Source organism: Sphaerotilus sp. (assembly GCF_013299175.1).
Classification (GTDB): domain Bacteria; phylum Pseudomonadota; class Gammaproteobacteria; order Burkholderiales; family Burkholderiaceae_C; genus Sphaerotilus.
Genome location: NZ_JAAFKF010000110.1, coordinates 1 through 11,892, shown reverse-complemented (window position 1 = coordinate 11,892; position 11,892 = coordinate 1). Strand labels below are relative to the sequence as shown.

The following is an 11,892-nucleotide window of genomic DNA, read 5'->3' as shown; positions in this document are numbered from 1 at the left end:
CGCTGGGGCCGCGGCCTGAGCATCGTCGGCGGCGAGCACCTGACCTTGCGCGGCAACACGGTGAGCGGTGTCGCCCACGGCGCCGGCATCCTCGTCGCACAGGAAGGCAACTGGCACACCCACGGCGTGCGCGACGTGCGCATCGAGGACAACCGGTTGCGCGAAATCCAGACGCCCTCGGCGCGGGTCGGCGCCACGGCGCCGTCCACCGGCCACGCGGCCATCGAGATCCACACCTATGCCGTGCCCGCAGGGGCCACGGGCATCGGCGACATCCTGCTGCAGGGCAACACGGTCGAGCACAGCCGCTACGGCGAGCTGCGCCAGCGCGCCGGCCGCCTCGTGCAGACCACGCCCGGTGCGCAGCTCGACTGCAGCCGCTTCAGTGGAGTCAGTGGTCGTTGAGGACGACGCCGGCGATCGTCGCCTGCGTGCGCCGCAGCCGGTCCACCAGCAGGTTCATCGTGCGTGCCTCGGTCTTGCCGTGGCGGCCGACCAGCACGGATTGCCGGCAGGTCGCGGCGATCACGCGGGCGTCCGCCGTGTGGCGTGCCGGCGGCGTGTCCACGATGACGCGGTCGAACTCCCGCTGCAGCTCGCGCAGCAGGATGCCGAACATCGGCTGCTGCAGCAGCTCCAGCGGGTTCGGCGGCGGCGCGCCGACCTGCATGATGAACAGGCCGGGCAGATCGGCTGAACGGTCGAAGGGCTTGGCCGGGCGGCGGCCGTTGAGCAGGTCGCTCAGGCTGGCGCGCTCCTTCAGGCCGAAGACCTTGTGCAGCCCCGGATCGCGCAGGTTGCCGTCCACCAGCACCGTGCGCTCGCCGAGCTGGCTGAAGGTCACGGCCAGGTTGGCGGCCACGTAGGTGCGCCCGTCGCCGTGGTCCGGGCTGACCACCGCCAGCGGCTGGCGGCCCTGGGCGGCGTCGTTGGCCATGATCTTGCTGCGCAGGTCGCGGAAGGCTTCGGCCTGCGGGCCATACGGCTCCACCGCCACCACCAGATCCGCGCCCCGCAGGCCACGGCCGTCGAGCGAGTACGGGTAGTTGAACTGCTGCGACAGCGCCCACAGCACGTCGGCCTGCGTCACCAGATCGAGCGCCACCGCTGCCTCGCCGAAGCGCAGCTTCATGCGGCGCTGCACCAGCAGGATGTGGGCAATGTCGCCGTCCGACAGCGGGCGCTTGGCGCGGATGATCTCGCCGATCGGGCGCAGCACCGCGGGCGGACCCGAGGCGGGCGCGGGGCGGGCATCGGCCGCGGGCAGCGCGAAGGGAGGATCGGACGGGGACGTATCGGCCTGGGACATGGCGGGTGTGGGGGGTGTGGCCGGGGTAGGCGCTACAAAAGCAGGCAAGGGGACGGGTGCAGGGATTGGCACAGGCACAGGTGCAGGTGCAGGTGCAGGCACAGCGGCCACAGCGACTACAACGGGCACCGCGACTGCCACCGCCTTCGGCGGCTGCACGGGCTTCGGCTTCGGGATGGGGGCCGGGTCCAGGTTCGGTGCGGCATGGTGGACATCCGACAGCACCGGCAAGTGCTCGGGATCTTCCTCGGCATGGAAGCGGACCCAGGCGCGCTCGACCGCCGCCTGGAACCGCTGGCGGAACAAGGCCGGCGCGAACTGCTCGGCGTGCGCGCGGCAGGTCTCCGGGCGGATCGGCACGGCCAGCGCCTCGAAGGCTTCGACCGCAGCGATCACCGCTTCGGGCGTCTGCTCCTGGAAGAACACGCCCGTGCGCTGCGCCGGGTGGCCGCGCCCGCGCACTGTCTCCAGTGATCCACCACGCCCGAAGGCGATCACCGGGGTGCCACACGCTTGCGCTTCGACGGGCGTGATGCCGAAATCCTCCTCGGCAGCGAAGACGAACGCCTTGGCGCGCTGCATGTGGTCCACCAGCGCCGCGTCCCCGAGGAAGCCCAGCACCGACACGTTCGGCCCGGCCGCGGCGCGCACCTTGTCCATCTCCGGCCCGTCCCCGATGACGATGAGCTGCTTGTCCGGCATGCGCGAGAACGCCTCGACGATCATGGGCATCCGCTTGTACGGGACCATGCGCGAGGCGGTGAGGTAGAACTCCTCCTTGTCGTGGCGCAGCGCAAACCGCCCCACATCCACGGGCGGATGGATCACCGCAGCGTCGCGCCGGTAGACCTTGCGCACCCGGCGCGCGATGAAGGCCGAATTGGCGATGAACTGGTCCACCCCGGCGGCGGTGCGGGCGTCCCACAGCCGCATGTAGTGCAGCAGCAGCTTGGCGACCGTGCCCTTGACGCCGGTGGCCATGCCCGATTCCTTCAGGTACTGGTGCTGCATGTCCCAGGCGTAGCGGATCGGCGAGTGGATGTAGCAGACGTGGAGCTGGTCCGGCCCCGTGAGCACGCCCTTGGCGACGGCGTGGCTCGACGACAGGATGAGGTCGTAGCCCGAGAGGTCGTGCTGCTCCATCGCCAGCGGCATCAGCGGCAGGTAGTGGCGGAAGCGTTTTTCGGCGCCGGGCAGGCGCTGCACGAAGGTGGTCTTGGCGACCTTGCCTTGCAGGAATCCCCGTTCATGGGGTTTCAGGAAATCGACCACGGAGAACAGGTCCGCCTGCGGGTAGATCTTCAGGATCTCCTCGACGACTTTCTCGCTGCCGGCGTGGTTGACGAGCCATTCGTGGACCAGGGCAACGCGGAGGGGGGCTTGCATGGTGGGGGGTGTCCTCAGGCTCAGACGAAGTGCAGGTCCATCAGGTCCGCGAACTCGCGGGCTGCACGGTCCCAGGTGAGCTGCGCGGCGCGCTGGTGGCCGCGCTGGCGCAGCGCTTCGGTCAGCTCGCGCGAGCCGAGCACGCGGCGCAACTGCGCGGCCAGCGTGGCGGGGTCTCCGGGGTCGCAGTACAGGGCCGCGTCGGCGCAGACCTCGGGCAGCGAGGCCCGGTCGGACACGATCACCGGGCAGCCGCAGCACATCGCCTCCAGCGGCGGCAGCCCGAAGCCTTCGTAGAACGAGGGGAACACGAAACACGCCGCCCCTTCGTAGAGGGCGCGGAGCTGCTGGTCGCTGACGTAGCCGGTGCGCTGCAGGCGTTCGTGCTGCACGGTGCTGTCGGTGAAGATGCGCGTGTTGCCACCGCCGGCCGCCACCAGCACCACGTCCGGGTCGTCGATCAGGCTCATCGCGTTGAGCACCGCCGCGAAGTTCTTGTTCAGTGACTGGCTGCCCACGGCCAGCACATAGCGCCGCCCGCGCAGGTCCAGCCGCTCGAACACGGTCGGGTCCGCGGGCAGGCGCAGGATGTGTTCGCCGCCCTCGGGGATGACCTCGATGCCGTGGTGGTGGGCGCCGAAGTGCCGGGTCAGCTCGTCGGCGCTGAAGCGCGAGACGGTGGCGATCACCCGGCTGCGGCGCATCAGCGAGCCGATCATGACGCGGTACCACTGCCGGAACGCGAAGCTGTAGTTCTGCGGGTTGGCGACCGCTGCCGCGTCGTGGATCACCGCGATCTGGCGGCGGTGGCGCAGCGGCGCGGTGTTGCACAGGTTCACCAGCGGCACGTCGCCGGCGTCCTTGGCCAGTGCAGGCAGCGCGAACTGCTCCCAGCGGTGGCCGCCGTGGCGCCCGGCGTGGCGCACGGTCAGGCCCTTGGGCGCGGGCGTCACCAGCGCCGCCTCGGCTGGCACGACGGCCTGCGCGTGCGGCAGTAGCCCGGCCCGCATCCCCGCCTGCAGCAGTTCGATGGCGAAGCGGTCCACGCCAGTGGCCTGGCGGGTGAGGAAGCGGGCGTTGATCAGCATGGTCGGGTTCCGGGACACGGTCGGTCCCGCTTCAGAAGCGCGATTTCACGGCCGCCAGCCGCGCCGCCGCCGCGTGGGCCGAGCGGTCGGGCAGTCCGGCGCGGCGGCGGTGCATCCGGGCCAGCCGGTGCGCCATGGGCAGCGGCAGCGCTGTCACGCCGAGCATCCACAGCACCAGTTGCGCCTTGCGCTGCAGCGTGATGAGCGGCCAGCGGCACACCGAGCCGAGCGCCTGCCACACGGCCGCTCGCGGCGTGGGCAGCATGGTGGCCCGCACCTGCGATCCGCCAAACCGGGCGCACATGGCCACCGTGCGCGCTTCCCACGGTGCCAGCCCCAGCGGCTCGGCCCGCGGCACGCCCAGCCGGTCCAGCCCCTCGGCCACGGCGCGCTTGCCGGTGCAGATGCGCTGGTACTCGGACTGCAGGCTGCTGGCGCCGTTGTTGAACAGGAGCGCGTCGTCGTCCAGCGGCCGGTGGATGCGGTAGGCGCCCAGCGCGTGCCGCAGCGACACGATCCGCCCATAGGCGGGCGCGAGCAGGATCGGTACCGAGTCCGCCCCCGTGCGCCAGGCGGATTCGTCCAGCGGCATCACCTGGTGCAGGTAGCCGCGGTCGTAGACATTGCCTGAGCCGGGCGGCGAGCCGTAGGCGCCGCAGTCGCGCAGGAGCTGCGCCGCCTCGGTGTCATGCAGCTCCCGCGGCACCTGCCGGTGCAGCGGATCGCCCGCGCCATCGACCATGTCCAGCAGGAACTGCACCTTGGACGTGCCCGGCGTCCAGGCGGCGAGCACCTCGGCCGCGGCCGACGGGTAGAGCCAGTCGTCGGCGTCCAGGAACAGCACCAGCGCACCTCGTGCCGCAGCAAAGCCGGCGTTGTAGGCCGACGCCTGCCCGCCGTGGGACTTGGCGAGGATGTGGACGCGGTCGGCGTAGGACGCGATCACGGCCATCGATGCATCGGTCGAGCCGTCATCGACCACGATCACCTCGACCCGTTCGGCCACGGTCTGTGCCAGCGCGGAGTCGATGGCGCGGGCCAGGAACTGCGCGTAGTTGCAGTTGGCGATCACGATGCTCAGGCGGGGGAGGGTCAGGGGCATGGTCAGCTCGCCGAGTGCGCAGGAAGGGGTTTCACCGTGGAGGCCAGCAGCAGCGCCACCCCGATGCCCAGCGTCCAGGTGAAGGCCCGTGGCACGCCGAGGTAGGGGTAGCGGTAGATCTCCATGAAGGTGATGAAGAAGATCGGGTAGAACAGCACCCCGGCCAGCCGCGCCTCGCGGTAGGCCCGGAAACACAGCCCGCTCACCAGCCCGATCGCCAGCATGTAGCCCAGCCCGCCGTAGAGCCCCATGTCGGACAGGGGGCTGTAGATGCCGGACGGGCTGTTGAACTCCTCGTCCTGGTAGGTCGCCAGGTAGTAATCGAGCCGCGGCACCGTGTAGCCCACTGCCTGCGAAAACGGTTTGCCCAGACCAAAGGGCGCGCGGTGCAGCCATTCCAGCGTGAACTCGAAGGTCCAGGTCGGCCACTCCGTGTTGGCGAGCAGGCCGGCGCCGTTGTTCAGCGAGGTGTAGTAGTAGCTCGCGAAGCGGCCGAGGGCGAATTCCCAGAAATCCATCTTGCCCTGGTAGGTGTCCGAGGACCATGACCGGAAGTACTCGCTGGCCCCGAAGAACAGGATCACCAGCGGGATGGCCGCGTACGGCCCGACCGTGCGGGTCAGTGCCCAGCCGCTGCCATGGCGCGTCGCGGTCCAGCGCCCGAAGGTCAGCCCGAACGGCACCAGCAGCTCGATCAGCGCCAGCCGCTCGGTCCAGACGTAGACCCGGAACAGCGTGAACAGGCCCAGCACCACGAACATCGTGTGCATGGCGCGGGGCAGCGCCTGTTCGCCCTTGTCGAGGAGCCGGAAGGCGTAGACCGAGAAGAACACCGGCCCCATGTTGGCCAGCGAGGTCAGTCCCGGTGTCAGCTCGATGGTGTTGCGGTCGGGCTTGAACTCGCCGGTCAGGGTCTGGAACAGCAGCACCGGGTTGAACACGAAGTCGCGGAACCAGACGACGAAGGCGAAGGTCGCGATGCTGCCCAGACCCAGTGCGGCGCGGTCCCAGGCGCGCACGTCGCGCGGCACCGGGGTAGCACTGAACTGCAACTGCGCCCCGAGCCAGCCGGTCAGCGCAATGGCGAGGATCATCATGGCGCCGAGCTGCAGGTAGTGGGCATTGAGCGCCTCCACGCCGCGGATCGTCAGCGCCGGGTGGGGCAGGCCGCCGGCATAGGAGATCAGCACCATCAGCGGCAGCAGGAAGCCGACCGCAATCCCGGCTGGCGAGCACCACCAGGGCATGGGCATGGCCGTGGTCGCAGGCTGGGTGTGGGGGGTCGTCATCGCCATCGTCATGCCACCATCTCCCCGCGCAGCCGGATCAGTACCCCGGCCGACAGCAGCATCACCGTCGCCTCGGCGCCGATGATCGCCCAGCCATAGGCGCTGCGCTGGTCCAGCAGGAACAGGCAGGCGCAGAACGCCAGCGTCGCGGCAAGCTGGATCAGCGCGTAGCGGCGCTCCTGGCCGAGGGCGATCAGCGACTGCATGCCGAACAGGCTGGCCATGCCCTGGATCGGAATGCTGAATGCCAGCAACAGGATCAGGACCACGGCCACCGGCACCTCGGTCTTGAACACATACGCCGAGATCCACGGCGCCACCGCCATGCACACGAGGCTGATCACCGCCCCGATCGCCAGCGTCACCACCATCAGCCGGCTGCCGAGCGCCATCGCCGCCCGCGGCGTGCGCGAGGCCAGCCCGGAGATGCGGACAAAGCCGAGCTGCTGCACCGGCAGCATCACCGCCTGCCCCGCCATCCGCACCCGCAGCGCGAGGTTGGCCGCGCCGACGGTGGCCGGGTCGGCGTGCATCCCGAGCAGCGCGATGCCGCCATTGGTGAGCATCGCGCCGTTGACATTGCCGAAGACGATGGCCGAGGAGCTGCGCAGCAACTGGCCGATGTAGCGGCCTTCGATGCGGGCGCGCTGCACCAGCCCGCGCTGCGCCAGGAAGAACCAGGTGACGCCGCTGGTCAGCAGCGAGACCAGCGCATAGACGCCCAGCGCGCTCTCCATCGTCGCCACCCGCGGCACCACCACCAGCAGCACCGCGATGCCGATCAGCCGCACGCCGCTGGTGATGAGCAGCAACAGGCGCGTCTGCTCCAGTGCCCGCACATACCAGCCTGCATCGAAGGCGAAGCCGACCAGGTAGACGCTGGACGCGAGCATCAGCGGCCATTCGGCGTGCGCCCGCAACTGCCACAGCGCCCCGCCCGCCACGCCCACCACGCCCACGCACAGCAGCAGCTTGGCGGCCGTGATGTTCCACAGGATGCGGTGGACGCTGGCCGGATCGCCCTGGTGGCGCGCGACCTCGCGGATGCCGTACCAGTCGAAGCCGAACTCGATGACCATGCCCAGGAAGGCCGCCAGCGCGGCGTAGAACGAGACGATGCCGTAGTCGTGGATGCCCAGCGTGCGCCCGCAAATGACGGCGAAGACGAGCGGAAACGCGAACGTGGCGACGTGGGTCATCGCCAGTTCGACCAGCTTGCGCACGGTGGAGGCGCGGTCAGTGGACATTCAGGACCACGCCGACCAGATCGACCCGCTGCGCCCGCAGCTCGGCCACCAGCGTGCGCAGGTGGGCCGCTGCGCTGTGGTCGCGGCGGCCCACCACCAGGGCTTGGGTACAGGCCGTGGCGATCACCCGCGCGTCGGCGGCGCCCTGTGCGGCGGGCGTATCGACGATGACGCGGTCGAACTTGCGCGTCAGCTCGCGCAGCAAGGTGCGGAAGGTCTCGCGCTGCACCAGCTCTTGCGGGTTCGGCGGCGGCGCGCCGACCTGGAGCACATGCAGGTTCGGCAGCGCGTCGATGCGGTCCAGCTCGCCCGCCACCTGCCGGTCGGCGAGGATGGCGGTCAGGCCGGGCCGCGCCGGCAGGTCGAACAGCGTGTGCAGCCGTGGCGCCCGCAGGTTGGCGTCCACCAGCACCGTGCGCTGGCCCATCTGGCTGAACACCACCGCCAGGTTCGCGGCGACGTGGGTGCGGCCATCGCCCGGCGTGGGGCTGACCACGGCCAGCGCCACCGGCTCCGCACCACCGGGGCGCAGCATGATCTGGGCGCGCAGATCGCGGAAGACTTCGGCCTTGTCGCCGTGCGGATCGACGGCGGCGGCCAGCTCCGCGAGGTGCGGCGCGGCCTGCGCGGTGGTGCAGGCATAGCTGAACTGCCGTGCCAGCGCCTGTGCCACGTCGTCCGGCCGCACCAGCCGCAGCGCCACCGCCGCATCCCCGAAGCGCAGGCCGCGCTCGGTCTGCAGCGTCACGATGCGCGCCACCTCCGCGTCACCGAGCTGGCACTGGCGGCGCAGGATGTCGCCCAGACTCAGGTCGTGCTGCGGCTCGACGGTGAAACAGGCTTCGTCGATCGGAGAAACCCGGCTGAGTTCGAAGTCGCGTTTCATGTCCATGTTCACGCCGGCAGGCGGCCCGTCGAAGCACCGGGTTTCGGTGGAGTGCGTCCCAGCCGCGGCAGCGACAGCCCGGCGCCCTTGCCGGCCGCGCTGCGCGCCGGAATCTCGACCAGCAGCGGCAGGTCCAGCAGCTCGGGCACGTCGTCGGCACAGCGCAGGCGCCGGTTGCGCTGCTCCTGCACCAGCACCACCACCAGTGCCAGCACCGAGCCGAGCAGCGCCGCGACGCCCAGGTTCACATCCATCTGCGGCGACGCGGCCAGCGCCGGCGGCGAGGCGGTCTTCAGCACCGAGACATTGCTCATGCGGGCCTGGCTCTCGGTGGCGCTCTGGGTGCTGCGGCCAGCCACGGCGTCGAAAGCGGTCTGCGCGTTCTGCACGTCCTTCTGCAGCACGCGGGCTTCGTCGCGCCGCGCCGTGAGGTCGAGCACCTTGGTGCGCTGCGCCTCCAGCGCCGTGCGGACCTGTCCCAGGCGCTGCTGGTTCACCGTGTCATTGACCCCCAGGCTGGCGGCCACGCGGCGCGACTCGGCGCTGAGCTGGCTGCGCAACTGCGTGACCGTGGCACGCTGCTCGACGATCGACGGATGGCGGTCGCCCAGCCGGGCGCTCATCTCGTTCAGGCGCGTCTCCTGGCGCAGGACTTCCGCCGAGAGGCTGCTGATGGCGGGGTTGTTGATGACCTCGGGCGACTTCTCCGGGTTGGCCCGCGCCTGCGACTGGCGGCTGCCGGACTCGCCGGTCTGCGCCTGCAGGGACACCAGTTGCGACGACAGCTCGTTGAGGCGCGCCGTCTCGACATCGACCCGCTCCTCCGCCCCGCCGATGCCCAGCAGCCCGTGCTGGCGCTGGAAGTCCGACAGCTTGGCCTGCGCCGCGTCCAGCACCGTGCGCAACTGGGTGGCACGCTCGTCGAAGAAGGCGGTGCTGGTGCGCGCTGGCTCGACGCGCAGCGCCAGGCTCGTGTCCACATAGGCTTGCACGTAGGCGTTGGCGATCTGCGCGGCGCTCTGGCGGTCTTCGGCGGTGTAGCCGATCGAGATCACGCCGGACTCCTTGGTCGGCCGCACGTCGAGCTTTTTCTTCATCCGCGCGGCCTGCCACTCGCCGAAGTCGCCGACGCCGCCGGTCTTGCTGCGCCAGAGCTGGTGGGTGGCGTCGTTCGGGTCGCGTGTCATGCCGGTGGCGGCCATCACGGCACGGGCCACGCGCTCGCTCTGCAGCAGATCCACCTGCGTGGACATGTAGGCCGCCGCCTGGCCGGACTGCTGCTGGGCCGCCACTGCCAGTGGATCGGCCGACTTGATGTCCAGCAACACCATCGACGTGGCGGTGTACTGCTTGGGCAGCAGCGCGCTGACCAGCGCGGTCAAGGCCATCACGGCCGCCAGCACCAGGACGGCAGTGGCCCAGCGCGCCTTGAGCGTCAACAGGAATCGGGCAAGTGACATGGAATTTTGCGTTTACAGGTTGTAACTTTACGAGATCCGGATATCCGAATTCTTGAAGGAATTTGGGACCGCTTTACCCCAAAAAACCACCCTTCAGCCACGGGAGAACACCCAAGAGCCGCCTACCAAGGCAAGGGGTCCAGGCGCTCAAAGCAAAAAATACGATCCGGTACTGGCAAATTTTTCAGTGCCTTCTGGTTTATCGTGCCAAATGCGCTCGGAATGAAGCCAATTGCACGAAGAAACACGCAATTCGATGGCACTTCATCTGGATGCAGAGCAACACGGGAATAATGCATGAAAGAGTCTGACTCTGGATCTGCAACGTAACCATTGGGAAGATTTTGTATGGAAAAGAAACAGACATTGCCGTCGGATCACCCCTCCTTGAACGCTTTCGTGGCCGGCGCACGCCGCTTCCGCCAGGAGCGCCAGCCCCGGCACTCCCGCGTGCTGGAGCGGCTGCACCTGCGGCTGGACCAGGCGATGGCGGCGCTGCTGCTGGTGCTGTTCAGCCCCGTGTTCCTGGTCGTGGCGCTGCTGATCTGGCGCAAGGACGGCGCACCCATCCTGTTCGGCCACTACCGCATCGGCCAGCACGGCAAGCTCTTCCGTTGCCTGAAGTTCCGCAGCATGTACCTCGATTCCGACGCCATGCTGCGCGATCTGCTGGCAAAAGATGCCAATGCACGCGCCGAATGGGAGCGCGACCACAAGCTGCTCAACGACCCGCGCATCACCCCGATCGGCAACTTCCTGCGCCGCACCAGCCTGGACGAGCTGCCACAGCTCCTCAACGTGCTGCGCGGCGAGATGAGCCTGGTGGGGCCGCGGCCGATCACGCTGGCGGAGCTGCCGCGCTACGGCCAGGTGCGCTGGCACTACCTGAGCGTGCGCCCCGGGATGACCGGGCTGTGGCAGGTCAGCGGGCGCAACGACACGACCTACGAAGAACGGGTTGAACTTGACCGGGTTTTTGTCGAAAAACACAGCCTGCGCATGCGCCTGAGCATCCTGGTCCACACCTTGCGTGTGGTGCTGCTGGGCAGCGGCGCACGCTGACCCGTGCAACCCCGAAAGTGAATCTGCCCATGACCAGCCGTGTTCTCCACCTCGTCAGCCGCCTGCAGCCCGGTGGCCGGGGGCAGACGCTGTGGCCGACCATGCTGGCGCTGGCCGATGCCGGCATGCCGCAGAGCCTCGTCCTGATGGACACCCGCGACACGCCCCAGGCGCGCTTGATGTTGCCAGCGGGCGTGCGGCTGGGTGGGGATGGGGCGGGCCGGGCCGGTCTGCCCGCCATCCGCCGGGCCGCCAACGCCCTGCGCAGCGAACTGGTGGGCGAGACGGCGCTGGCGGTGCATCTGCACGGCTTGCCGGCGGGTCTGCTGGGCCGGCATGTGCTGCGCGGCTCGTCGGTGCAGGCGCCGCTGTTCTTCCACCTCGACCACGAAACGCTGGTCGCGCGACTGGTGCGCGGACTGGACCGCTCGGCCTTCCTGGTGCAGCCCAACCGGGTCGAGGCGCTGGACACGGCCGGCCGCGGGCTGCCGGCGGGTCTGTCGGCGCCGGTCGATGAGGTTTACTTCAACGCCACCCGCGCCGAGGCCGAGACCCCGCTGATCGTCACCACGGGCCAGCCCGGCGATCTGGTCTATGCCCAGGCATTCGTGCAGCTCGCGGTGATGCTGACGGGCTTGCGGCCGGCGCTGACGTTTGGCTGGATCGGCGAGGCGACACCCGCGGTCCAGCAGATGCTGCAGGCGGCCCAGATCACGCTGCTGCGCGGGGAGGATGCCGCCGAGCGGGCCCAGATCCTGCGCCGCGCCTGGGTCTACGTGGCGCCGGATGCCACCGGCAGCGATGCCCGCGGGATGGCCGAGGCGATGGCCGTTGGCGTGCCGTGTCTGGGGCGACAGGTGCCGGCCTACCGGGCGCTGATCGTGCATGCGCTGTCGGGCTACCTCTGCAACCGCAACAACGACCTGATCGCCGCCATCGCCCGGCTGGTGGAGGCCGCCCCGCTGCGCCAGACCATGGGCAGCGCCGCCCGCACCCGCGCCCGCCACCGCCACGGGCACCACCGGTTCCGGGCGTCGATGCTGCTGGGGCACGGACTGTCGCC

8 protein-coding genes and 3 pseudogenes are annotated in these 11,892 nt (G+C 69.8%); 3 read left to right on the top strand and 8 right to left on the bottom strand.

Features of this window, described 5'->3' with window-relative positions:
- Positions 1 to 405, top strand: a pseudogene (locus QZW52_RS16105) (hypothetical protein); the annotation flags it as partial.
- On the opposite strand, the pseudogene QZW52_RS19295 reads toward QZW52_RS16105, so the two are convergent.
- The 8 genes and pseudogenes from QZW52_RS19295 to epsF all read right to left on the bottom strand — a co-directional run.
- Positions 392 to 907, bottom strand: a pseudogene (locus QZW52_RS19295) (CpsD/CapB family tyrosine-protein kinase); the annotation flags it as partial. The pseudogenes QZW52_RS16105 and QZW52_RS19295 sit on opposite strands and share 14 nt — an antisense overlap.
- Positions 908 to 1,582: 675 nt before the next feature.
- Positions 1,583 to 2,719: pseudogene (locus QZW52_RS19290) on the bottom strand (glycosyltransferase family 4 protein); the annotation flags it as partial.
- On the bottom strand, positions 2,716 to 3,783 hold the full coding sequence (locus QZW52_RS16095) for a glycosyltransferase family 4 protein (protein ID WP_294000632.1): 1,068 nt from the start codon (positions 3,781 to 3,783) through the stop codon (positions 2,716 to 2,718). The gene QZW52_RS16095 and the pseudogene QZW52_RS19290, both read right to left, overlap by 4 nt.
- Before the next feature lie 31 nt (positions 3,784 to 3,814).
- The gene (locus tag QZW52_RS16090) at positions 3,815 to 4,885 is read right to left on the bottom strand and encodes a glycosyltransferase family 2 protein (RefSeq protein WP_294000631.1); all 1,071 of its coding nucleotides are present in this window, start codon (positions 4,883 to 4,885) and stop codon (positions 3,815 to 3,817) included.
- Positions 4,886 to 4,887: 2 nt separating this feature from the next.
- Positions 4,888 to 6,186 carry an O-antigen polymerase gene (locus tag QZW52_RS16085; RefSeq protein WP_294000630.1) on the bottom strand — a complete coding sequence of 433 codons (1,299 nt, stop codon included), beginning with the start codon at positions 6,184 to 6,186 and terminating at the stop codon, positions 4,888 to 4,890.
- On the bottom strand, positions 6,183 to 7,421 hold the full coding sequence (locus tag QZW52_RS16080) for an oligosaccharide flippase family protein (RefSeq protein ID WP_294000628.1): 1,239 nt from the start codon (positions 7,419 to 7,421) through the stop codon (positions 6,183 to 6,185). Before QZW52_RS16080 ends, QZW52_RS16085 begins: the two co-directional genes overlap by 4 nt.
- Positions 7,411 to 8,307, bottom strand: a complete 897-nt coding sequence (locus tag QZW52_RS16075) for a polysaccharide biosynthesis tyrosine autokinase (protein WP_294000627.1) — start codon at positions 8,305 to 8,307, stop codon at positions 7,411 to 7,413. The genes QZW52_RS16080 and QZW52_RS16075 overlap by 11 nt, the downstream gene beginning before the upstream one ends.
- Before the next feature lie 8 nt (positions 8,308 to 8,315).
- Entirely contained in the window at positions 8,316 to 9,767 is a 1,452-nt protein-coding gene (gene epsF, locus QZW52_RS16070) for a chain length determinant protein EpsF (protein ID WP_294000624.1), read from the bottom strand.
- A 387-nt stretch (positions 9,768 to 10,154) separates the two neighbouring features.
- Between epsF and QZW52_RS16065 the strand changes: the two genes are divergently transcribed.
- Positions 10,155 to 10,829 carry a sugar transferase gene (locus QZW52_RS16065; RefSeq protein ID WP_294000623.1) on the top strand — a complete coding sequence of 225 codons (675 nt, stop codon included), beginning with the start codon at positions 10,155 to 10,157 and terminating at the stop codon, positions 10,827 to 10,829.
- 29 nt (positions 10,830 to 10,858) lie between these two features.
- Positions 10,859 to 11,892 (top strand): glycosyltransferase (locus QZW52_RS16060; RefSeq protein WP_294000621.1); only part of this gene is annotated, 1,034 nt, incomplete at its 3' end.

Coding starts and splice junctions, on each gene's coding strand:
- QZW52_RS16080 (WP_294000628.1), bottom strand. CDS start 7,421: ATGTCCACTGACCGCGCCTCCACCGTGCGCAAGCTGGTCGAACTGGCG.
- epsF (WP_294000624.1), bottom strand. CDS start 9,767: ATGTCACTTGCCCGATTCCTGTTGACGCTCAAGGCGCGCTGGGCCACT.
- QZW52_RS16075 (WP_294000627.1), bottom strand. CDS start 8,307: ATGAAACGCGACTTCGAACTCAGCCGGGTTTCTCCGATCGACGAAGCC.
- QZW52_RS16090 (WP_294000631.1), bottom strand. CDS start 4,885: ATGCCCCTGACCCTCCCCCGCCTGAGCATCGTGATCGCCAACTGCAAC.
- QZW52_RS16085 (WP_294000630.1), bottom strand. CDS start 6,186: ATGACGATGGCGATGACGACCCCCCACACCCAGCCTGCGACCACGGCC.
- QZW52_RS16095 (WP_294000632.1), bottom strand. CDS start 3,783: ATGCTGATCAACGCCCGCTTCCTCACCCGCCAGGCCACTGGCGTGGAC.